We start from the raw sequence: 20599 nt of genomic DNA on the forward strand, positions 1-20599 counted from the left end.
CCGAAGCGCCATTAAGGCTGAAATCGGCCACATGAAAACTGACGGGCGCCTCACATGCTGCGCCTTGAAAGGCACCATCGGCGACGCTCTCTTTGCCGCGCTCTGCGCCTGCGGCCACACCATCCGCAAGATCCTGGCCCATCTCAGATCTTGGCTTGTCCGCATCGTCGTCGCCATTTTGAACGCAGTTTACCACCCGGGTCGCCAGTATCAGGCCGTCACATCAGTCTGAATGCAGTGTTCAAGGCGAACTATTTAGGTTATTTTATAAATTTTTTTCAGTGGTTTAGGTGTGTTTTACTTCACCATATCCATCACAATGAAGGGATAAACCTGACCCCGGCTTGATCTATCCATCACCCTGCCCCTATTGTTATGGCCGATAGTGTCGCCTACAAGGCGTTCGTCAACCCCGGCCGACCCGTCCGGCCCAGCCCGAGGTTCCCCGATGCGCCTGCCCCGCCTGCCCTTGCTTGCCGCCCTGCTGACCTGCACTCTCGCTGCCCCCAGCTTCGCCGGAGGCATCGAATCGATGACCGAAGCCGAACGTGCAGCGTTCCGGGCCGAGGTCAAAGCCTATCTGATTGAAAACCCCGAAGTGCTGGTCGAGGCGATGAACACACTACAAGACCGCCAAGCGCAGTCGGAACAGGCCAGCGACAAGCAACTGGTTACAGATCACAAAGCCGATCTGTTTGACGATCAAGCCTCATGGGTGGGTGGCAATCCCGATGGTGACATCACCGTGGTCGAATTCATGGATTACCGCTGCGGCTATTGTCGAAAAGCCTACCAAGAGGTCGAAGATCTGGTGAAAGCCGACGGCAATATCCGTCTGGTGCTGAAGGAATACCCGATCTTGGGCGATGATTCCGTCGCCTCCGCCCGCTTCGCCATCGCCGTGCTGCAGCTGCATGGCAACGATGCCTACAAGAAAGCCCATGACGCGCTGATCACCCTGCGCGGCGCCCCTGATGCCGAAACTTTGGCGCGCCTCGCCACCGATCTTGGCCTTGAGGCCAAACCCGTGCTCGACCGGATGGCATCGAATGAGGTCAGTGCCGTGATCGCAGCCAACCAAGAGCTTGGCAGTAAAATGGCGATCAGCGGCACCCCGACCTTCGTGATCGACAGCCAAATGCTGCGTGGCTATGTGCCCTTGGACGGAATGCAGCAGATCGTCGCGTCCGAGCGCAAAAGCTGAGCGCCTTTGCTAAAGTCCTGAAACGTTATGTAAAATTGTCATCCTCTGCGCGCAAGTATCCCACAGGGTAAGCGGCATTGGATCTTCAGCAATGCTGAGCGGGGGTATGAAACCCCCGTCTGCCTGATGACAGATGCGCAGCCCTAGACAGCTTGAGCCGCTTCAACTTCCGCCGCCTCAATCTCTGCCGCCTTTTTCTCAACCAGTTCCACGATGTGATCGACCATGCCCGCGTTGCCCAACTTGTGATGCTGCTTGCCAGCCAGATACACCATGCCCGAGCCCGCGCCACCGCCGGTAAAGCCGATATCCGTCATCAACGCCTCGCCCGGACCATTCACCACGCAGCCGATGATCGACAGGCTCAGCGAAGTGGTGATATGCGCCAACCTCTCCTCCAGCGCCGAGACCGTCTTGATCACGTCAAAGCCCTGCCGCGCGCAACTGGGGCAAGAGATGATCGTCACCCCGCGATGGCGCAGACCCAAAGATTTCAGAATCTCGAAGCCAACCTTGACCTCCTCGACCGGATCGGCGGACAGGCTGACCCGAATGGTGTCTCCAATCCCTGACCACAACAAAGTCCCGAGGCCAATCGCCGATTTAACCGTACCAGATACCAGCCCGCCGGCCTCAGTAATCCCCAGATGGATCGGCGCATCGGTGGCGCTGGCCAGTTGCTGATAGGCCGCGGCAGCCATGAACACATCCGATGCCTTCACAGAAATCTTGAACTCGTGGAAATCATTGTCCAACAGCAGCCGGATGTGATCCATGCCAGATTCCACCATCGCATCTGGGCAAGGTTCGCCATATTTATCAAGCAGATGCTTTTCCAATGACCCGGCATTGACCCCAATGCGGATTGAGCAGCCATGATCCTTAGCCGCCTGCACCACATCGCGCACCCGTTGCGCATTGCCGATATTGCCGGGATTGATGCGCAGACAGGCCGCCCCCGCCTCGGCGGCTTCAATGGCGCGTTTATAGTGGAAATGGATGTCGGCGACGATCGGCACCGGACTTTCGCGCACGATTTCCCGCAGCGCAAATGTGCTGCCCTCATCGGGGGTCGACACACGCACGATATCGGCACCGGCGACCGCACAGCGCTGGATTTGCTCAATCGTCGCCGCGACGTCGGTGGTCAAAGTGTTGGTCATGGTCTGCACCGAAATCGGCGCATCGCCCCCGACCAGAACCTTGCCGACGCGGATCTGCCGCGACACCCGCCGTTCGATATTGCGCCAAGGGCGGATCGGATTATGGGTCATGGCAGGCTCCTTCTTCTCCCCCCTTAGATAGACAAGCAAAAGCCCCGGAGCAACCGTCCGGGGCCACAAGCTGCATCAACTTTGCGCGCTGCTATTCCGAGGGCACAGGTCCCACCGCAGCCACGCCCGCATCGGCCACATTCACAAACTGCGCCAGATCGGCATCGCCCGAAATGTCAGCCGTCTGATAGCTCGCAGTTAACGCTTCCGCAGACAAAGCCACATTCTTGATCACCTGCGCGCCGGGGGCGGCTGGGCCGTAAGTTTTGCCATTCACCACGAAATAGATCGACCCCGAGTTGCCCGAGCGCAGCAAAGCCGCCTGTTGCAGCGGCGGCACCGCATAACGCTCGCCCGCATCAAGGATTTTCTCAAACAACACCGTGCCATCGGCAGCCGAGACGCGCACCCAAGACGGCCGCACCGCCAGCACTTCGACGCCGGGTTTGGCCTCGACCACAACCTGCACCGTATCGTCAATAGCCGCTTGCAGGCTGTCTTTCGCTGCGGGCGCCACACCAGCATCCGCCGTCAAAACCCCCGCCGCGCGCGGATTGATCGTGCCAATCGGGCCATCGCGTGCCGTCAGCACTGGAGCCTCCAACGCCTCAGGCTGATACAAACGATCCAACTGATCGCTGCCCGCCGTCGCGTCGGTGCCAGCATCCGCCACTTGTTCCGGGGCCGCTTTCACGCCCTCCAATGGATCAAGTTCCGCCACAACAACCGGGGCCTGCTCGATCGGGGAAAGCTGCACACGCTGCACTTCTTGCAACACCGACCAGCCGCCATAGCCCAAAGCCCCAATCAGCGCGATCAGCACCGCAAGCGAGCCAATCGCCCCCGGCTCTACCCGTGCAAACAGACTTTCGCTGCGTGGAATAAACGCAGTGTTCAGGTCGCCAAAACCTTCGCGGCCTTCATTGGCTACCTGACGTGCGCGCAAAGCCGTCATCGACACCGAAGATGCCGCCGCCGACATGCCATGCGCCACTTCAAAATTCGCCTCGCGGCAGAACTTGGCAAAGGCCCAATCCGGGTCCATGCCCAGATAACGCGCGTAAGACCGCACGTTGCCCGCAATAAAACCGGGGGTTTCAAACGCCGAGACATCGGCATTTTCAATCGCGGCGATATAGGTGGCCTTGATCTTCAACTCGCGCTGAATATCCAGCAACGACTTGCCCAGCGTGGCACGTTCGCCCCGCATCAAATCCCCTAAGCGCAGCTCAAAATCGTCAAAGCCTTTCGGCTTATCCACTTCGGCTGCCGGAGTTTTCACCCTCCGCCCGATCATGCGCTGAGCCCCATATCTGCCCCGATATCCCTGTCACCCTTCAGGGCGACTCACGTTTTTGTCTATTGGGCAAAACCTAGCACGCGGCAAGCGATTCTGCATGTGCAGAAAGACATTTACGCCACAGCTTCGGCACGATTTAGCGCACAGTGCCCCCAAAGCGCGTCCATCGCCTTCACAACTGCGTCAATCGCCAGCGAATCATGCACTGGCGAAGGCGTAAATCGCAGTCTTTCTGTGCCGCGCGGCACAGTCGGGAAGTTGATAGGCTGCACATAAATACCAAATTGGTCGAGCAGCATGTCAGACAGCATCTTGCAATGGATGGGGTTGCCGACATGCACCGGCACAATATGTGAGCCATTGTCGATGATCGGCAGGCCCAAACCGCGCAGGCGAAGCTTCAAGATACGGGCCGCGGTTTGCTGCGCATCGCGCAGGTGTTGCGCGGTTTTCAGATACCGCACGGATGCAGCCGCACCTGCTGCCACCGCAGGCGGCAAAGAGGTGGTGAAAATGAACCCCGGCGCATAAGAACGCACCGCATCCACCATCTTCGCAGTTGCAGCAATATAGCCGCCAAACACCCCATACGCCTTGGCCAAAGTGCCGTTGATGATGTCGATCCGGCCCATCAAACCATCGCGTTCCGCCACCCCTGCCCCACGCGGGCCATACATGCCCACGGCATGAACCTCGTCGATATAGGTGAGTGCCCCGAACTCATCTGCCAGATCGCAGATCGCTTTGATCGGGCCAAAATCGCCATCCATCGAATAAATCGACTCGAACGCGATCAGCTTCGGGATGCTTGGATCATCCGCCGCCAACAACTCGCGCAAGTGCGCCACATCGTTGTGGCGGAAAATCCGCTTGGCGCCACCATTGCGGCGCACGCCTTCGATCATCGAGGCATGGTTCAGCGCATCGGAATAGATGATCAGGCCGGGGAACAATTTCGGCAAGGTGCTGAGGGTGGCATCATTGGCAATATATGCGCTGGTGAACACCAAAGCCGCTTCCTTGCCATGCAGATCAGCCAATTCCGCCTCAAGCTGGGTGTGATAGACCGTGGTGCCCGAGATGTTCCGGGTGCCGCCCGAGCCTGCGCCGGTTGCATCCAACGCCTCGTGCATCGCGGCCAAAACCACCGGATGCTGCCCCATGCCCAAATAATCATTGCCACACCAAACGGTGATATCAGCCTCTGTGCCATCCGGCTTGCGCCAGATCGCATGCGGATAAGCGCCCTTGCGACGCTCAATGTCGATGAAGGTGCGATAGCGGCCCTCGTCATGCAAACGGCCAATCGCGGTATCAAGGGCGGCTTCATAGTTCATTGTCTTCTCCATCATCTTGCGGCCCTGTTTAAACATATGGCCACAAGATACCTTGACCTGCGTCAAACCAGCGTCAGGCGAAAGACGGCATATTGCCGCGCCAAAGCCTCAGCCCTTGGGCGCTATCTCCAGCACCAGCACGCAGGCGGCCTCACCCTTGCGCAGCTTATCACAGGCCGCCAGCGCATCTTTCGCCGCCGCCGCCGCATCCGGCAAGCCGCCAATCGCCTGTGCCGAAGCCGCAGGCGCGCCCTCAGGCAGGAACCCGTCATCGGGTGAGACCGCCAGCGCGGCAAACCCTTTGCTGCTGTCGGGCACGAAAATCGCCAAAGCGTCCGGGTTGGTCATCACCACCCGCAGCGTGGCAAGCTCGGCCTCTGTCAGAAAAGGTTGCAGATGCAGGGTGATGCTGGATGCGCCCAACTCACCCGTTTCTGTCTTGTCCGCTTCCGCAGCAGCCACTGTCGCCAGCCCGAGCGCCATGGCCACGCCAGCGCCTATGTATTTCATCATGCCACATCTCCGGCTGCCTGAATTTTCAGGCTTTCTACCGCAGGCCGCCGCCTCTGGACAGTCCCCCTCGTCCTGTTAGGCTCTGCCTTGCCAATAATCGCCGATATATCAAGGAGAGCCCGATGAGCTTGGACGCCGTCCTGTCCCGCATCGACACCGATCTGCCGCAGGCGCTGGACCGCCTGCTAGACCTTCTGCGCATCCCGTCGATTTCCACCGACCCCGCCTACAAGGCCGAATGTGCCAAGGCTGCCGATTGGCTGGTCGAAGATCTGAAATCTTTGGGCTTTGAATCAACGTCGCGCCCTACCCCCGGTCATCCGATGGTGGTGGCACATGGCGGCACAGGCGACAAACACCTGCTGTTCTATGGTCATTACGATGTGCAGCCCGTTGATCCGCTGTCCCTATGGGATCGCGACCCGTTCGATCCTGAAATCCAAGACACCGCCAAAGGCAAGGTCATCCGCGGGCGTGGCGCGTCCGACGACAAAGGCCAGTTGATGACGTTTCTTGAGGCCTGCCGCGCTTGGAAAGCCATCCACGGCACCCTGCCCGGCAAGCTGACGATCTTCTTGGAGGGTGAGGAGGAATCGGGTTCGCCGTCGCTGATCCCCTTCATGCAAGAAAACGCCGCCGAACTGAAAGCCGACATCGCCCTGATCTGCGACACCGGGCTGTTCGATGACAACACCCCCGCCATCACCACCATGCTGCGCGGGTTGTTGGGCGAAGAACTGACCATCCACGCCGCCAATAAAGACCTGCATTCGGGGTCTTATGGCGGTGCGGCGGCAAACCCGATCAAAATCCTTGCGAAAATCCTTGGCAACATGACCGACGCCACCGGTCGTATCATCATCCCGAACTTCTACGATGGCGTGACTGAGTTGCCCGACAACATCCGCGCGCAATGGCAATCGCTATCGTTTGATCATGCGAAATTCTTAGGCGATGTTGGCCTGTCGATTCCCATTGGCGAGCAAGACCGCACACCCTTGGAAATGCTATGGTCGCGCCCCACAGCGGAAATCAACGGCATCTGGGGCGGCTATACCGGCGATGGTTTCAAAACCGTGCTGCCCGCGCAGGCCCATGCCAAAGTCTCGTTCCGCCTTGTGGGCGATCAAGATGCCGAGGCCATCCGTAAGAGTTTTCGCGCCTGGGTCGAGGCGCAATTGCCCGCTGATTGCCGTGTTGAATGGAAAAGTCACGGTGCAGGCGGGGCCAGTGTGATGTCGATTGAAGATCCGGCTTTCGAATCCGCACGGTTGGCGTTGGGCCAGGAATGGGGCAAGTCCGCCGCCTATATCGGCTGCGGCGGCTCGATCCCCATCGCGGGCTATTTCAAAACCTATCTGGATATGGATGCCATGCTGATCGGCTTTGGCCGTGACAATGACCAGATCCACTCGCCGAATGAGAAATACGATCTCGAATGCTTCCACAAAGGCATCCGGTCTTGGGCGCGCATCTTGGCCAGACTCACATAAAAACCAGACTCACATAAAAAAACGGGGGCCAACTGGCCCCCGTTCCCCAAGCCCTGCGGCCAGTTTCAGCTTTTGACGATACTTACCGCCGAGGCCTCGTGAATTTTGCCTTTCAGATCCCAGACCACCGCAACCTTCTCGCCCACCTTCAGCCCCGGATCCTTGAAGCCTTTCGGCAGCATATAGGCGGTGCCGTCTGCCAACGTGATGGTGTGGGTTTTCATATCCAGCGATTTGATCACCCCATCCGTGGTCGTCGGCGCGGCCATAGCCAGCGAAGCCGAACCAAGGGACAAAATGATCGCAGCGGGAAGCATAAAAGCACGCATCTGCGTAACTCCGAATTTTGGACCGGGGGCGCACCCCGTGGGTCTTTCGTCGAAACCGTCTCGGTCTGTCGAGTCGGCGGAAGTTATTCCGTCCGGCAGATCCCGGCTTCAACGTGGGTTATACACCCAGCATACCAAAAGGAAATCCGGGGGCACCGCCTTGTGAAACCCTGTGAAAACTGCGAGATTCCCCCGTGATCACCCAACCGGAAGACCCTGATATGACAGTTCAAATCCGCAATACCACCCCGGAGGACGAGGCCGCATGGCGCGGGCTTTGGGCGCAGTATCTGACCTATTACAAAGTGGATCTGGCCCCCGACGTCACCGCCAACACTTGGGCCCGCGCGCATGACCCGGCCAGCCCAATGAGAATCCGTTTGGCCGTGGAAGGCAACACGGTTTTTGGCTTCGCCGTCCACCTGCACCACCCCTCAACTTGGGTGATCGGCGAAGATTGCTATCTGGAAGATTTGTTCGTCAGCGAGACCGCGCGCGGCAAAGGTGTCGGGCGGGCGCTGATCACAGACCTCGCAGCCCTCGCCAAAGCCAACGGCTGGCAGCGCCTTTACTGGCACACCGATGAGGGCAACGCGACCGCCCGCCGTCTCTACGACAGCTTCACCTCCAGCGACGGTCATGTCCGCTACCGGATGAAGCTGTAAGCAAATCCGCTAAAATGTGCTTTCATCTTTGCAAAAATATCCTGCGGGTGCGCAGAATTTTGCTCCGCTAGAGCCAAGAAACTGCGGCGCGGCGGTGCAAAGCCCACGCACGCCCATGCAGCACGCACCTGCTTCAGCCAAAAATTTTGGAAAGTTCTGTGAAATGGCGCGGTGGACGGGACTCGAACCCGCGACCCCCGGCGTGACAGGCCGGTACTCTAACCAACTGAGCTACCACCGCGCATTTTCACATCTCACAACCTTGGGGCAAGTGGCGCGGTGGACGGGACTCGAACCCGCGACCCCCGGCGTGACAGGCCGGTACTCTAACCAACTGAGCTACCACCGCCGCCTTGCCCCCGGTTGCCCGAGGCACCCAATCACTTGGGTGTGTCGGGGTATTACGCAAGGGGCCAAGCGGCGTCAAGCAGGATTGCCGATGTTTTTCAACGATCCGGGCTTTTCAACGATCTGGCGTTTTTAATGGTCTGGCGCCGGGATGAATTCGTCATGGTCCGCAGGTGGCAGCTGAAACCGCCCATGCGCCCAATCCCCCGCCCGCCACGCCTCTTTTGCGGCCTCAATACGTTCCTTCGACGAGGCGACAAAGTTCCACCAGATATGCCGTGGTCCGTCCATCGTCGCCCCGCCCAGCACCATGATCCGCGCGCCCTCGGCCCCCGCCTTCACCGAAATGCCATCACCGGGACGGAACACCAGCATCGAGCCCACGCTATAGGTCTGCCCGCCTTGGCTGACCTCCCCTTGCAGCACATAGACCCCGCGATCCTCATGCTCATCCGGCAACGGCAGCGCGGCCCCCGCAGCCAGCGTCGCATCGGCATAAAAGGTCTCGGAGGACAGATCCAAGGGCACTTTCGCCCCCCAAGCCGAGCCCAGAATCAACCGCACCTGCTTGCCCTCGGCCTCCAGCAGCGGCAGCGCATCGACCCCCAGATTGTGGAATGCCGGCGGTGCATCTTCCTGTTCTTTGGTCAGCGCCAACCAGGTCTGCAAGCCAAACAACGTCTGCGGCAAAGCGCCATCGGTGCGCTCGGAATGGGTGATTCCATGTCCGGCCTGCATCAGATTGACCTCTCCCGGCGTGATCCAGGCATCGCTGCCCAAAGAATCGCGGTGATGCATCCGACCTTTCAAGAGGTAAGTCACCGTCGAGAGACCAATATGCGGATGCGGACGCACGTCAACGCCCTTGCCGGTTAGAAACTCGGCAGGACCCATCTGGTCAAAGAAAATAAACGGCCCCACCATTTGCCGCTGTGCCGAGGGCAAGGCCCGGCGCACCTCAAACCCGCCCAAATCCCGCGCACGCGGAATGATCAGCGCCTCAATCGCATCCACCTGATCGCCCATCGGGACCTGCGCATCCAGCAAAGGATTCCAGCTCATATTCGCCTCCATCTGTTTAAACAAAGATAGGCGCAAACCTCGAAGCACCATAGACCGCTTTGCGCGCGGCTTGTGTGCGTGATCGCGCAACCGTCAGAAGATGATGAAATCATCCCCACAAGGCCAAGCCCCGCCGTCATTTGTGCGAACGGCACAGCGGCTGCGGCCCCGGTGCCACCACGATCACACCAACGCCCGCCGTGGCAGAGCCGTGGTGGCGCAATTGAAACCGAGACGCTTCACCAAGACAGGCGCGGCTGCGGTCGACCACGCGACCAACCAGCCCAATATGTTCGTGATCCGAAAAGCTTGGAATCCTTTTACCCCTACTTTTCGCGCCGCGCTCCCGACGCCCGGATCAAGCGCCGCTATGTCAGAGCCCCCCCAGTGGGGCCGCCCTGCGCATAACCTTGCCAACGTCACGGATGATCAGCTTTCCGCCGGTGAAACGGCGCAGGTCATTGAAACGGTCGCTGGGCGCTGGCAAATCCACCAGTTTGGCACCGCCATCCTGATCAGTCCGGGCCGCTGGCGTCTGTTGTGCGGGCAGCGCGGCACTCAAGATGCGATGGGCAACCCGACGGCCGCAGGCGCATGGTTGATCGCGCTGATGGATGACATCGCCCCGGTTTCGATTGCGAAATCCGCTGTTGGCATGCCGTGGAACTGGCGCATCGGTCCTGCCCGTTCACCGGCGGCGAATGGGTTAAATGTCGCCGTCACTTCCACCCCATCCGCGCGCGGTGCGCACCGCTGCAGTCCGACCCAGTTTCAACGCGCGGCGCAGGGCGGCAGTGATCAGCGGCTCACCTGGCCACGCCGCATTTGCGCCGCAACGGGCGACAGCGGGGTCCTGCTTAAGGTGCCGTTGGGTTAGATTTCAGAAGTCTATGATCTTAAGGGTCTGAATGGCGCTGTGGTCGTGCGGACGGTTTCAGGGCTAAGCGCATCCAGCTGCGCCTAAACTGCTGCCATGCAAAACACTGATTTCGGCGGCCCCGTCTCCACCGTTTGGTTCCGGCTTAACCCGCTTGGCGCGTTGGCACGGGGCAGCACCGCCAAGGCGCTGGTGTGACCGGATATTGATAGTTCCGCCGACATTGACGGCATGAATGGCCCGGACGACAAACCTGCCACTGCCCTGTCTGGCCGAGAACAAAGCCCAGAAGCATGCCACGTTGTCTTGCACCGGATGTTGCCACGCAACCTAAGCAAAGCATAACACGCCGCGGGCAAAGGCGCACATGTGTACGCCACAAGCTTGCGCTTAACTCAGAAATAGGCCCACCCGGTTGGATTGAAACCAAGACACAGACTGATCAGCTAAGTCATTGAAAATGGTGGGTCGTGACGGGCTCGAACCGCCGACATTCTCGGTGTAAACGAGACAAGAAGTTAGCTATATAATTGAAAAATATCATTAAATAGTTCCCAATCGCAAAGCGTTTTACGCCTTTTTTCCCGTGAACAAATCGAGAATTTGGGAACCAACCTGAACCTCGGATTTTATCCTAGGGAAATTCTACTTCCACCGGCTTGGCAGCTTGCGTAACCTCAGGACATCCGTCGTCGCGCGCGCGTCTCGCGCATCATTGCGAGCCCGGCCCCTGCTTCGGAACTTTACATGAACAATTAATGAACGAAAGCGTATTGCAGCTATCCTTTTGGATAGGCAGATCAACCACACCGCGACGTGCATTCTGAAGCTGGGCAGAATCAGCCCGACAGCATCACACAACCGAGGGGGATGAAATGGACGATGGGACGGGCAACGAAATGCACGCCGACAAGATACGCGCGCGGCGAAAAAATAAGCTGCAAATTGTCACGGACAGCCAGGATGACGGAAATGGCAGAGAGAAAATCGAGGATGTGTTTGGTGAGGTAATTTCAGATGATGCAGACAGATTTGATGCGTTGCTCGATGAGGTCAAAAAGCTAAAGATCACAGTTGACCACATCGCCGAGGCGCTACCTCGGGTCGCGTTCAAAACATCTAAGGAAGTGAACCACGCGGAAAACCTCGCAATCGCTGGGGTTTGCATAGGGTTGATTGTCTTGGGTGTCGTTTCGCCAGTTGTCTTAGGAATAACGCTGGCGTGCGGGCTTATAGGCTATGCGCTTTTCAAGCGGTTTGGAGTCTAACCCATGCCCCCCCGCTGCTAAGATCTCCGTGACAGTGCTGCCTGACATAGCGGTCGATGCTGGGATCGCCGTGCCTCCTGCTACAAGGTCAGCCAACACCGAAGCCATGCCGCCCAGAACGGTGGCGGCCCGGTTGCGGGGAACGTCACCGGGAAGTCGATGATCAGGCCGTCCGACGCATAGCTTGTGATTGTCATGCGCCTGTGGCGTGGCAGCAAAAGCTGCAGAGTTTGACAGCAAAATCCACGCTGGTTGCGGAGCAAAAGCGGTCAGGTTTATTTGATTTTACCGCTTGCCACCAAGTCGGCAAGAAGATGATCTGACATCGTGCAGGGGGCATCACGTTCTTGAAAGTATGTTAAATCCCGGACCGGAGCGTATTGAATTGACGCCGCATCTCCACGCGTCATTTTGACCTTCTGAAAGTATTCGATGCTTTGGATTCCATAGTGGTTGAGATGAAATCGCTCATTGTCGGACACGGTGCGATTTGATCGAGCACCATTGATTGTGTGAATTCCAAGAGTTCTCTTAGATTTAATCACAGAGGTTCGGCACATGTATTTGCGCTCTTTGTGACGATGTAACTCAGGTGCGCGCATAGTGAAGCTCTGACGGACACTTGCCGGATGTTTATCCAAGCCGTTGCTACCAAACATCCGCCAGTTGGCGTAGATTAAATCTAAAAAAGTGAAATCAGATAGTTGCGCGGCAATGGTTTCTCCTGAGGGGCAAAACCAGAACTCATCCAAGTCCGCAACTATAAGCCATTGACATTTTTTTGCAATTTTTAGTTCCTTAAACGCCGACCAGTAATGTTGCCGCTGCATTTGTTGCCCGGCATATTCCACAAGTTCAACGACGCCTTTGGCAACCCATAGTTTGGCTTTACCAACTGTTTCATCGCTACTTCCATTGTCGATTAAAAAAATCTTCCCTGCGCCCATCGACAGGTAATGCTGAACCCATTCGTCAATGTTCATGGCTTCATTTTTCATGATACCAAGAACACCTAACCTACAGTCATGTCCGGTGTAGGCTTCGCGCTTTTCAAACCGCTGTACTCGGCGTTTGCGATTCCATGTCTGAATTTTTGTGCGCAGTTGTGCAAACAATTTTTACCTCTTAGTAGCTTGATTTGACCGACATTTCCCAACTGGTCGACGGCTCGACAGTAAGGTCGGCTGAATTTGCCCGCCGATCAAGTGTTTTCGCCTCGAGCGGTGTCGGCGGTCACTTATTCAATCATCTGCCGCGTGACGACTGCGGCGGGCAGGACAATGGATCAATCAGTTATGATCATGGTCGCGCCGAAGTAATGGGTTGGTCTGCCTGCGCCCACGCTGGACGCCTGCGCAGCGCGCCCTGATCTTCCGTTTATCCCCGGCCCGCAAGTGCTACCGCCGCGCACTAGATGACGCCGAGATTGAAGTTCTCTGGGGCAGGGACCGCGCCAATCTCGGCAAGTGCGTGGCGCGCGGCTAAGCGTCATGGCGTTTTCTGCGGTGGGGACGGGCGGCAAACAAAATCATTCGCTGTAGCGTGACAGCAAAAGCCGCAGAGTTTGACACCATAACCTGCAGCAACGCTATTTTGCGAAAGTTAGCGCAATATGATCTCTGGATAATCCAGAACCCCTCGGTAAAACTGGGTCAACTTACTTTGTCGGCCTGAAATGCAAAGGCACAATTCGATGCCTGACTAGGAAGTCGCACCCTGTACCTGGGCAACTATGTTTTGATCGGAACACAAGAGCACTCGTACTTGACTTATCTTCTCCGATCTCAACGACGCCGTTTCCGACAAGGTGGTCCCGCCACGCAACTAACGCCCGTGTAGCATTCGGCTGCTTGCAGTAAATGATGATCTCGCCGCGATCGCACCCTACGCCTGCGACACCATACCGGGTCGAAAGTTGCTCAAAACCGCCCATCACATATGCCGGACCGTTGTAGATCTTCGCCTCTCCAATCCAAAGGAACGCATTCGGACCGCGAACTACAATGTCAACGTGCCCTCCGATCTGAGCGTCATGGCTGACAGCGGCCCCCGTGAACGCAATCATTGAACAGATAATCAGGCTTAGCTGATCCTCCCCCAAAGTGTGGAAAGCTTGTCTTTTTTCCACAAGCTCTCTGTAGCACTGATCGACGACCTGCTCGATCAACTCAAATCGCTCTTGATGGGTTTGTTTGATTGACCACCCCACCGCGAAAAATGCCGGACTCCCGTCCAGCTCAGACATGATGTCCGCTAGGGAGGGGTTATTGTTCCTGTCGATCAAAGTGAAAGCAAAGAATAAAAAATGTGAACACGGTTTCGAGCCTGCTGGAGGAATTCACCGGTCCGCGGGTGAATCAGATCACCAGTCTTGACGACTTCCAGAAAATCTTCGTCGTCGAGCACGATCAATTCTTCGTCTGCATCACAAATATAGCCATGTGCTGCAAGCGGTGGGCATTCCATCGTGCAGATGTAGCTGAGAGCCGACAGCGCGACCTTTGCGTTGGTATCGTCCACAACAGTTAGAAAAAACGACAACGGCAGAAACTTCCCCCTATCCCCATCAAGTGCTTCAAGAGCCCCAGTCACTCGCAGACACACGTCCAAAAACGGCTGGTCGAGCCCAGCCGTTTCAATCGTTTCTCGTGCTTTGCGAAGGTCACACATGGTCATACTATGCAGCGAGACCAGACTTCAGGCCAAGTCTCTCAACAACGAATTCGTAGTCGGCTGCTCGAACACAATTACCGATGAGAGCACCCGATATTGTCGGATCGGGCGATCCAGCTCTCCCAGCTGGCCCCGAAGCCGCCAAAGTTAGAGTTGGTGCGAAGGACAGATTGTCTTCCGATTTCGGCCATTCGACGCTCAAACGATAGATGCGAATGTCGGTCTGAAGTGCTGTTTTGCCGCCTTGATGATATGTCTCCAAGCGCTGATCGAGACGCGAACTTGGTCGCCGGATGATTTTCTCATGCTTGATAGCCGAAGTCGTCGTGGCAAATGTAATTTCTGTTACATCACCTTCTTCACCATCATCGTAGAACGCTCGCACGGCCGGGAACAGGTTGTGGGAGTTGCCAAGCGTTAAGACATTGGCATCGGCGATCATCCGTTTCAGATGGGAATGGTGCGCGTGAATAGCATCTTCGGGCATGCCCTTAGGGGCGTCCACCCTTATTTCGAGCTGCTGCCGAAGATGCGGAACCCAAATGACATGATGAAGTTGCACTCGCCGATACTTGAAACCGACTACTTCGTCGAACTTAGACCGCATCTCCGCAGAGTTCTCGAACTCTTCGAAATCGATCTCTTCGCGAACCTTCATATTAAATATGCTGCTCAAGATCACACCGATCCCGTCTTCGTTTGACTGGGTTGAAAGGACCGAAAAGGCACCATCCGCTGTGGCCAACTGGCCTTCGTCGAGTAGCAAAGGAAATATGCGGGCGGAGAGAGAGTCACTGCAGTTAAGCGAGCTCATCCACAGATGCATATCGATGCGGCCTTTGTCGTCGAGAGGATAGAGCTTAGTGAACTTATCACCGCAAAGAATGCTCTCGATGAGCGAGTCCTGCAACTTGCCAACGGTTCCTTCTGCCACTCCAGATTTCACCTTCTCGATGGTCTTCTGCCAACCACGACCCGGCTCCATTCCTGCCATCCGCATAACTACTCTGGCTCCCGTCCATGAAAGCCTTTTACGCAAAGACTCGAGCGTACTTAATAGCAACTTGTCACCCCCCCTAGCACTTGTGTTTCACTATGTTCAGCTAGGAAACGATTCTGCCAGAAGTTCCTGTGCTCCGTAGGCTGGCACCGAGAAGGCATTCAGTCGCGCGAATTTTCTCTGAGGGGCCGCTTAAGCCCCTTAAAGAGCGGTTTCACGCCATCAAGCCTCCCCCAGATCATAGTTCGAAATCAGCACTTCGGCCCGCTCGGGTGCCGTCCCCTTCGCCGAGATCGTGTAGGTGGTTTTCACCTCGCGGAATCGGAGGGCTTTGAAGGTTTCGCGCACGCCTACAACGTCGTTCAAAGACAGGATGGGACGCCACTTCAAACCCGTCAACAGGCAACTTCCAGCCGAGTAATTCCCATTTTGTTGATCTCGAAAGTTGCGGGCGCATAATGGGGGCGTCGGTATGAAAGGGGGGAATCGCCATGACTGACGTTCGCCTGACCATCGTATTGTTCACGTTTAACTGCGTTCTCGCAGGGGCGGTTTATCTGCTCATGATGTAAGGTCTCGGCCGTGCCTGTGCTTTGCTAAGGCGCGCCAAGCTCGAGGGTTTGGTCCGGCGCGCCCTACACTCGGCCACTCACTACAGATTCGGAGTGCAGCTGTGTAATTTCAGCCGTGCGATTCGCTTCCGAACCCCAACTCTACTACCCTTAAATGCCACCCAGATCATAGTTCGAAATCAGCACCTCGGCCCGCTCGGGTGCACGATTTCAGCATCGACAGAATCGGGTGCCGGCGGGACTTCATGCGTCATAGGATTTCCTTTCAGGACTTGGGTTGAGCAAGCGCCGCATGGCGTCCTGCGCAGTCTCTCAGGGCCGACCGATCTCGGCCCCAGAATACTTCGATCTCGGAATCGTTAAGTGCTTGCTCGGGTAACAGAACCGGGGCGGTACATGGAACCAGCAGCGATGCCTGCGATGCGGCGATTGGCGCATCAGCGTTTGTTGAGGCGCAAGACGCGAGACACAGGCAGGCAAACAACATTTTCAACGGGGGCCGCATAGGCTTGATCCTCCAAAGCGCGGGCCTCTGCGGCACTGGCTGCCGCCGCAATAAGGCGTTTTGTTTCTTCTGCGGTGGCGGCGCGGGCTTCGGTCCGGGCTTCGGCCTGCGCCTCCGCCAGGGCTGCGATGTGTCGGGCCTCATTGGCAGAGGCACCCATGCGGTAGCCCTGCATCCCGGCGAGGGCAGCGAAGCCTATGGCGGCGATGATGATCCAAGGTTTCATCGGCGCGGCCTCACTCCAATCCCGAAGCTGTGCAGCCAAAGGATGAAGCGCCAGTCAAAGATCAGGGTGATCATTTGCCAGCCAACCCATCAAGGCACAGCGCCTTCTCAGCTTCACGCCGCCGCGTCAGTCCGCGAACGACCTTGCCGCCGGCACGGTTGAACAACGTCATCGCCTTGCAGGCCCCGGCGATGTCACGAAGCTTGATCAGCTTCGACATGGTTGGCGAGGCGCAGAGGATCCTCGGCCCGAGGTTGTAGCTGAAACTGAGGAACGCAGCGCGCGTCTTGTCTGGCAGTTGTGCCGGCAGGCAATCGCGGCCGGCCTTCTCGAACTCGGCCACCGCCTTTGCCAACTGCGAGTCACATTGCGCCAGTGTGGCGGCATCCCCCATCTGCACTCCGCGCGTTTCGCCGTAGCAGATCGTCGGCACACCAACGATATCGCGGTAGGCGCGCAACTCGATACCTTCCCACGGTGCGATGAAGGCGATCGCAATCGCAACGGCAGCACCGGCAGCGGCCCCGACAGCCTTATTCTTCGTCACCATGATCTTCCTCCTGCAATTTCTTTTGGGCCACGAGGCGCGCAATGAAAGCGGCGCAGACCGTAATACCTGACAGGGCTGCGAAGCTGCCCCGCGGCCAATCAAAGCTCTGTTCGAGATATGGCAGGGCTGCCTCGATGCCTGAGAAAACCCCGGCCAAGGCCATCAGCCGGATAGACCAAGATTGCGCGAGAACCTTGCGCCAGTTGCTGACAAGAAATCCGGGGATCATTTCTTGCCACCCCCCTGCAATATCTGCCGCAGCAGATCGTTGGTTTCGCGCTGCTGCTCTTTGACTTCATCCAGAGATTGTTTCAGCGCGTCATAGCGGGCAAGGCCAGCGGCGGCATTATTCTCCAACGACCGAACACGCCCCTCGATTTGGACGTTTGCCGCTTGCATTGTCGATAGGGTTGAGGTGACGGTCTGTGTCGATCCGCTGAGGCCAGCAATCACGCCACCGCCGTACCAGACCACGGCCACGATACTGGCGAGAATAGTCCACGCCAGAGGCTTTGCCATCGTGATGCCGCGGTCAGAGTTTTCGATCATTGGCTTGCCCGTGTCAGGATTGGTCATGCAAGGCTCCATTGATTCCGGGCATGATTTTGATTTCAAACTGCATTGGCGTTCCCATGCGTTTCGGCCCGCCGGGGCGGGTGTTGCGTTGGTGGGTTGGGCGGGTTCAGGCGGTGATGGCAGCCGGCCAGCCGAACAGCGCGTCCAGCGCGGCTGCGTCCAACCCTTCGGCCTCGCCCGCCAGCAGCACGAGCGGATGGTTGCGCTGCACTTCGGTAAGCCCCGCCCACAGGACACGCGCCTCATTGCGCTGGGGTTCCGGCATTTGGGCAATTGCTCCGGTCAGCGGCGCCGGGATTTGGCCTTGAGCCGCGACAACGGCTTCCTCGGGCGTCACCAGTCCGGCGCGGAGGATGGCAAGGCAGAACTCAGCACGGGACAGTTTGCGGGTGTCGCGCCATGCTGCGAGGACTACGGCGGGGTCGGGTTGGCGAATGGTAATCATGCGCCGACTCCATCGGTCAGGATTGCAACGTCAACGGCCCACAGGTCGCGCTGGCTACGGTCGGATGGGAGGTCCACGGCGTCGATGATTTTGAACGGCAATCCCGTCGGCACATCTTTCGCCGCAATTTCCTCAATCGTCAGTCCGCAATCTGGGGCTGGAATAACAATAGCCACGCCACCTTCGGGTGTCTGGTATATGATGCGTTTCATTTGGCTTTCCTTTCAGCGAAAGATTGCGACACAAGTAATTGGGCTATCTTGTATAGAGTTGTTAAGTCTCGTGCCAACCCGAACGCTTGTTGTTGTTGTGGAGATTATAGAACAATAACCATCAACGGAGTTTGATGATTGCCCCGATGCTACTGCTGAGAAATCCGCGTCATCCATAGCTGTGGTAAAGTTCACCGTGTAATTGCCCACCCCGTTATCGGTGATAGACGACACGTTTCCGCTGGACCGGATTGCGACTGTGTTAGTGCCATTAAAATTCACCCACGCGCGGCAGGCATAAATCGGGGCTGAACCACTGGCGTTCAGAGCAGTCGGTATTTCATTTTTAACATAGGCAGTTGATGCAATCTGAGTGGTATTCGTGCCAGCCGCCGCCGTTGGCACCGCAGGAGTACCCCTAAATGCTGGGCTGTCGATCTTTGCCAACTCCTGCCACGTCCCCCACGTTGTATAAAGATTGCGGAAATATAGAACGTTATTGCTGGCGGGTTGCAGCGTCATGTAGCCCTTGGCGGCGCTCTCGCGGTATACAGTAATTACGCCGCCCGCCGCCGCAGTCACACCGGACGGGAATGTGCCCGTGGCCCCCGTGGTGTAGCTGTAGGTGCCCGATGCGGTGTCAGTCGCGTCAAAGTCTGTTAAGACGGGAGCCGTGGCGATCACGCCAAGGCCGAACGCTCCGACCTTAAGCAGGCGTCCTGCCGTGGTGTCAGTCGCACTCGCCTGCACCGCCGTTCCTGTGATCGGCACATCTATCTGAAACGCTGTGGTACTGAGCAATGCGCGCCGTGTGCCGCCGGCGCTGAATGCGAGCAGATTGGCACCGCTGCGAAATAGCCCGGTATCGGTATCGGATGCGAACGACACCCCCGGCGCTGCGGCTGTGCCGTCCAGAAACAGCCCAGGCCCGGTCGCAAGAGCAAGGTTGCCCAGATAGTCCGCCAGCGCATTAAACTCGGGCGGGGCGCTGGCCATCCACGCCAAGAAGGCATCGCCAAGGGCGCTGAACGTGGACGGAACAAGTCGACTCGGCGCGGGCGGAGCCGTGCTGATTAGCGGTGCTGGCATCAGGTCAGTCCTTCAACTACGAGCGAGGCATAGGCCCGCTCGGGGGTGTCGTAATTGATCGCAAAGGTTTTTTCGAAGCCGTAGACAATCAGCCCATCGTTTGCGTCAGAGGCGGACGGGTAGAACACGCAGGGCGTAGCGCGAATATCGACCATCAGGCTCTGGACCGTGTTGCGGAACGCCTTCGCTATCTCGATGTCGAAGCTGCCCGTGTAGCTATAAGCCCGCTCCACAAGGGTCAGATCGCCAAACTCATTGCGCTCTTTGCGGCTATAATCGTTAAGTTCCAGCCGCGCCCCGGCGTGACAGTCACCTATGTCAAATGCCGGGCCGACAATGATCTCGCCACAGGTGACGGCGACACCAGTGCTGGCATTGTCCAACGTGATGGTGATTTGCGCCGCCGATGTCGCGCCGTATCCGTCGATATCATCGAAAATAAAGTCACGGGTTTGGTTCAGCTTTTCGAAGAAATATGTCCACAGATCAATCACTGGCTCGGTGTTGACGGCGGTTCGCGTCTGATCATAGGTCGTCGTTGTGCCGCCATCTGGGCTATAGGCGACGCGCACCTTTCCTGCTTCGGTAGACAACACGCAGATCGTTGAAAACCGCCCCATACTCGTTAAGCGAAAGTTCATCAGATCGAGTTGCTGCGAGGCGGCGGTATAGCCAATCAAAGGGCTGGAAACGACTTTATCAAATGGCTTCCACGCATTTGATGAGCCAACGCGAACCCAGAAAGTAGAGGTTGCGGGCGCAAGCACCGGCGCATGACCGATGTTGCCCGCGACCAGGCTCTCGAAGGTAGATTGCAGCGCATCCACGATCACCCGATCACCGGCTGCGTAGGTTGTACCAACTGCCCATTCCGGCGAGTCAGTCGCGTTGGAATAGCCAAACGCAGCAGGGTCTTTCGCATAGTTCACAGAGAGGACCGGCGTTGGGATAACGACTTTCATAGCGCAGCCCTCGCTGGTGGCATTCCAATAGCATCCCATGACCGTTCGAGTTGCAGGCTTTGCCGGGTGTTGGTCGCGATTTGACCGTCGATTTGCAGGTGTTGATCGCGTAGCGCCGC

25 protein-coding genes, 2 tRNA genes and 1 pseudogene are annotated in these 20599 nt (G+C 57.5%); 6 read left to right on the plus strand and 22 right to left on the minus strand.

Annotated features, from left to right (window positions below):
* A pseudogene (locus Q7V03_RS17165) lies at window positions 1–232 on the plus strand (hypothetical protein); the annotation flags it as partial.
* Between the two features lie 216 nt (window positions 233–448).
* Window positions 449–1204, plus strand: a complete 756-nt coding sequence (locus Q7V03_RS17170; protein WP_304926816.1) for a DsbA family protein — start codon at window positions 449–451, stop codon at window positions 1202–1204.
* A 143-nt stretch (window positions 1205–1347) separates the two neighbouring features.
* On the opposite strand, the gene ispG is transcribed toward Q7V03_RS17170, so the two are convergent.
* The 4 genes from ispG to Q7V03_RS17190 all read right to left on the minus strand — a co-directional run bounded on the left by ispG (window position 1348) and on the right by Q7V03_RS17190 (window position 5628).
* Window positions 1348–2478 (minus strand): flavodoxin-dependent (E)-4-hydroxy-3-methylbut-2-enyl-diphosphate synthase, encoded by a 1131-nt coding sequence (ispG, locus tag Q7V03_RS17175; RefSeq protein WP_304926817.1) that lies wholly within the window; start codon window positions 2476–2478, stop codon window positions 1348–1350.
* Between the two features lie 91 nt (window positions 2479–2569).
* A complete protein-coding gene (locus tag Q7V03_RS17180; protein WP_304926818.1) occupies window positions 2570–3775 on the minus strand; it encodes a helix-turn-helix domain-containing protein in 1206 nt (401 codons plus the stop codon).
* Window positions 3776–3891: 116 nt separating this feature from the next.
* Complete coding sequence (gene hemA, locus Q7V03_RS17185) at window positions 3892–5115, minus strand: 5-aminolevulinate synthase (protein ID WP_304926819.1); 1224 nt, start codon at window positions 5113–5115, stop codon at window positions 3892–3894.
* A gap of 108 nt (window positions 5116–5223) precedes the next feature.
* On the minus strand, window positions 5224–5628 hold the full coding sequence (locus Q7V03_RS17190; RefSeq protein ID WP_304926820.1) for a hypothetical protein: 405 nt from the start codon (window positions 5626–5628) through the stop codon (window positions 5224–5226).
* Between the two features lie 122 nt (window positions 5629–5750).
* Here Q7V03_RS17190 and Q7V03_RS17195 point away from each other — a divergent pair, with 122 nt between their 5' ends.
* Entirely contained in the window at window positions 5751–7121 is a 1371-nt protein-coding gene (locus tag Q7V03_RS17195) for a M20/M25/M40 family metallo-hydrolase (protein WP_304926821.1), read from the plus strand.
* A 65-nt stretch (window positions 7122–7186) separates the two neighbouring features.
* Here Q7V03_RS17195 and Q7V03_RS17200 read toward each other — a convergent pair whose 3' ends face one another.
* Window positions 7187–7450 carry a DUF1344 domain-containing protein gene (locus tag Q7V03_RS17200; protein ID WP_304926822.1) on the minus strand — a complete coding sequence of 88 codons (264 nt, stop codon included), beginning with the start codon at window positions 7448–7450 and terminating at the stop codon, window positions 7187–7189.
* 221 nt (window positions 7451–7671) lie between these two features.
* Between Q7V03_RS17200 and Q7V03_RS17205 the strand changes: the two genes are divergently transcribed.
* Window positions 7672–8115 (plus strand): GNAT family N-acetyltransferase, encoded by a 444-nt coding sequence (locus tag Q7V03_RS17205; RefSeq protein WP_304926823.1) that lies wholly within the window; start codon window positions 7672–7674, stop codon window positions 8113–8115.
* Window positions 8116–8279: 164 nt separating this feature from the next.
* On the opposite strand, the gene Q7V03_RS17210 is transcribed toward Q7V03_RS17205, so the two are convergent.
* From Q7V03_RS17210 to Q7V03_RS17225, 4 genes are all read right to left on the minus strand, one after another.
* Window positions 8280–8356, minus strand: a tRNA-Asp gene (locus tag Q7V03_RS17210).
* A 31-nt stretch (window positions 8357–8387) separates the two neighbouring features.
* Window positions 8388–8464 (minus strand) — tRNA-Asp (locus Q7V03_RS17215).
* 131 nt (window positions 8465–8595) lie between these two features.
* A complete protein-coding gene (locus Q7V03_RS17220) occupies window positions 8596–9525 on the minus strand; it encodes a pirin family protein (RefSeq protein WP_304926824.1) in 930 nt (309 codons plus the stop codon).
* Between the two features lie 136 nt (window positions 9526–9661).
* On the minus strand, window positions 9662–9796 hold the full coding sequence (locus Q7V03_RS17225) for a hypothetical protein (RefSeq protein WP_304926825.1): 135 nt from the start codon (window positions 9794–9796) through the stop codon (window positions 9662–9664).
* On the opposite strand from Q7V03_RS17225, the gene Q7V03_RS17230 reads away from it, so the two are divergent.
* Both Q7V03_RS17230 and Q7V03_RS17235 read left to right on the plus strand, forming a co-directional pair.
* Window positions 9740–10402: a hypothetical protein gene (locus tag Q7V03_RS17230; RefSeq protein WP_370651159.1), complete on the plus strand. Its 663-nt coding sequence runs from the start codon at window positions 9740–9742 to the stop codon at window positions 10400–10402. The genes Q7V03_RS17225 and Q7V03_RS17230 overlap by 57 nt on opposite strands.
* 875 nt (window positions 10403–11277) lie before the next feature.
* Complete coding sequence (locus Q7V03_RS17235) at window positions 11278–11670, plus strand: hypothetical protein (protein ID WP_304926827.1); 393 nt, start codon at window positions 11278–11280, stop codon at window positions 11668–11670.
* 275 nt (window positions 11671–11945) lie between these two features.
* On the opposite strand, the gene Q7V03_RS17240 is transcribed toward Q7V03_RS17235, so the two are convergent.
* The 13 genes from Q7V03_RS17240 to Q7V03_RS17300 all read right to left on the minus strand — a co-directional run.
* Window positions 11946–12785, minus strand: coding sequence for a glycosyltransferase family 2 protein (locus tag Q7V03_RS17240; RefSeq protein ID WP_304926828.1), 840 nt, complete (start codon window positions 12783–12785; stop codon window positions 11946–11948).
* A 542-nt stretch (window positions 12786–13327) separates the two neighbouring features.
* On the minus strand, window positions 13328–13915 hold the full coding sequence (locus Q7V03_RS17245) for a hypothetical protein (RefSeq protein ID WP_304926829.1): 588 nt from the start codon (window positions 13913–13915) through the stop codon (window positions 13328–13330).
* A 35-nt stretch (window positions 13916–13950) separates the two neighbouring features.
* A complete protein-coding gene (locus Q7V03_RS17250; protein WP_304926830.1) occupies window positions 13951–14340 on the minus strand; it encodes a hypothetical protein in 390 nt (129 codons plus the stop codon).
* 7 nt (window positions 14341–14347) lie between these two features.
* Window positions 14348–15343 carry a hypothetical protein gene (locus tag Q7V03_RS17255; RefSeq protein ID WP_304926831.1) on the minus strand — a complete coding sequence of 332 codons (996 nt, stop codon included), beginning with the start codon at window positions 15341–15343 and terminating at the stop codon, window positions 14348–14350.
* 222 nt (window positions 15344–15565) lie between these two features.
* A complete protein-coding gene (locus tag Q7V03_RS17260) occupies window positions 15566–15742 on the minus strand; it encodes a hypothetical protein (RefSeq protein WP_304926832.1) in 177 nt (58 codons plus the stop codon).
* Window positions 15743–16352: 610 nt separating this feature from the next.
* Window positions 16353–16646, minus strand: a complete 294-nt coding sequence (locus Q7V03_RS17265; protein WP_304926833.1) for a hypothetical protein — start codon at window positions 16644–16646, stop codon at window positions 16353–16355.
* Between the two features lie 70 nt (window positions 16647–16716).
* Window positions 16717–17196: a lysozyme gene (locus tag Q7V03_RS17270; protein WP_304926834.1), complete on the minus strand. Its 480-nt coding sequence runs from the start codon at window positions 17194–17196 to the stop codon at window positions 16717–16719.
* The gene (locus Q7V03_RS17275) at window positions 17180–17425 is read right to left on the minus strand and encodes a hypothetical protein (RefSeq protein ID WP_304926835.1); all 246 of its coding nucleotides are present in this window, start codon (window positions 17423–17425) and stop codon (window positions 17180–17182) included. The genes Q7V03_RS17270 and Q7V03_RS17275 overlap by 17 nt, the downstream gene beginning before the upstream one ends.
* Window positions 17422–17772: a hypothetical protein gene (locus Q7V03_RS17280; RefSeq protein WP_304926836.1), complete on the minus strand. Its 351-nt coding sequence runs from the start codon at window positions 17770–17772 to the stop codon at window positions 17422–17424. Before Q7V03_RS17280 ends, Q7V03_RS17275 begins: the two co-directional genes overlap by 4 nt.
* A 106-nt stretch (window positions 17773–17878) precedes the next feature.
* Window positions 17879–18217: a hypothetical protein gene (locus Q7V03_RS17285; protein ID WP_304926837.1), complete on the minus strand. Its 339-nt coding sequence runs from the start codon at window positions 18215–18217 to the stop codon at window positions 17879–17881.
* A complete protein-coding gene (locus Q7V03_RS17290; protein WP_304926838.1) occupies window positions 18214–18429 on the minus strand; it encodes a hypothetical protein in 216 nt (71 codons plus the stop codon). The genes Q7V03_RS17285 and Q7V03_RS17290 overlap by 4 nt, the downstream gene beginning before the upstream one ends.
* 12 nt (window positions 18430–18441) lie before the next feature.
* Window positions 18442–19425 (minus strand): pyocin knob domain-containing protein, encoded by a 984-nt coding sequence (locus tag Q7V03_RS17295; protein WP_304926840.1) that lies wholly within the window; start codon window positions 19423–19425, stop codon window positions 18442–18444.
* A gap of 92 nt (window positions 19426–19517) precedes the next feature.
* The coding region (locus Q7V03_RS17300) for a hypothetical protein (protein ID WP_304926839.1) at window positions 19518–20599 on the minus strand (1082 nt) is incomplete at its 5' end.

Source organism: Cypionkella sp. (assembly GCF_030652235.1).
In the GTDB taxonomy this organism is placed as follows: Bacteria; Pseudomonadota; Alphaproteobacteria; order Rhodobacterales; family Rhodobacteraceae; genus Cypionkella.

Bases quoted from the DNA above. Each gene is read 5' to 3' on its own strand.
- Q7V03_RS17275 (WP_304926835.1), bottom strand. From the start codon at position 17,425: ATGATCCCCGGATTTCTTGTCAGCAACTGGCGCAAGGTTCTCGCGCAA.
- Q7V03_RS17250 (WP_304926830.1), bottom strand. From the start codon at position 14,340: ATGTGTGACCTTCGCAAAGCACGAGAAACGATTGAAACGGCTGGGCTC.
- Q7V03_RS17190 (WP_304926820.1), bottom strand. From the start codon at position 5,628: ATGATGAAATACATAGGCGCTGGCGTGGCCATGGCGCTCGGGCTGGCG.
- Q7V03_RS17270 (WP_304926834.1), bottom strand. From the start codon at position 17,196: ATGGTGACGAAGAATAAGGCTGTCGGGGCCGCTGCCGGTGCTGCCGTT.
- Q7V03_RS17245 (WP_304926829.1), bottom strand. From the start codon at position 13,915: ATGTCTGAGCTGGACGGGAGTCCGGCATTTTTCGCGGTGGGGTGGTCA.
- ispG (WP_304926817.1), bottom strand. From the start codon at position 2,478: ATGACCCATAATCCGATCCGCCCTTGGCGCAATATCGAACGGCGGGTG.
- Q7V03_RS17255 (WP_304926831.1), bottom strand. From the start codon at position 15,343: ATGCGGATGGCAGGAATGGAGCCGGGTCGTGGTTGGCAGAAGACCATC.
- Q7V03_RS17180 (WP_304926818.1), bottom strand. From the start codon at position 3,775: ATGATCGGGCGGAGGGTGAAAACTCCGGCAGCCGAAGTGGATAAGCCG.
- Q7V03_RS17205 (WP_304926823.1), top strand. From the start codon at position 7,672: ATGACAGTTCAAATCCGCAATACCACCCCGGAGGACGAGGCCGCATGG.
- Q7V03_RS17170 (WP_304926816.1), top strand. From the start codon at position 449: ATGCGCCTGCCCCGCCTGCCCTTGCTTGCCGCCCTGCTGACCTGCACT.
- Q7V03_RS17290 (WP_304926838.1), bottom strand. From the start codon at position 18,429: ATGAAACGCATCATATACCAGACACCCGAAGGTGGCGTGGCTATTGTT.
- hemA (WP_304926819.1), bottom strand. From the start codon at position 5,115: ATGAACTATGAAGCCGCCCTTGATACCGCGATTGGCCGTTTGCATGAC.
- Q7V03_RS17195 (WP_304926821.1), top strand. From the start codon at position 5,751: ATGAGCTTGGACGCCGTCCTGTCCCGCATCGACACCGATCTGCCGCAG.
- Q7V03_RS17280 (WP_304926836.1), bottom strand. From the start codon at position 17,772: ATGACCAATCCTGACACGGGCAAGCCAATGATCGAAAACTCTGACCGC.
- Q7V03_RS17220 (WP_304926824.1), bottom strand. From the start codon at position 9,525: ATGAGCTGGAATCCTTTGCTGGATGCGCAGGTCCCGATGGGCGATCAG.
- Q7V03_RS17265 (WP_304926833.1), bottom strand. From the start codon at position 16,646: ATGAAACCTTGGATCATCATCGCCGCCATAGGCTTCGCTGCCCTCGCC.
- Q7V03_RS17285 (WP_304926837.1), bottom strand. From the start codon at position 18,217: ATGATTACCATTCGCCAACCCGACCCCGCCGTAGTCCTCGCAGCATGG.
- Q7V03_RS17200 (WP_304926822.1), bottom strand. From the start codon at position 7,450: ATGCGTGCTTTTATGCTTCCCGCTGCGATCATTTTGTCCCTTGGTTCG.
- Q7V03_RS17295 (WP_304926840.1), bottom strand. From the start codon at position 19,425: ATGGCCAGCGCCCCGCCCGAGTTTAATGCGCTGGCGGACTATCTGGGC.
- Q7V03_RS17235 (WP_304926827.1), top strand. From the start codon at position 11,278: ATGGACGATGGGACGGGCAACGAAATGCACGCCGACAAGATACGCGCG.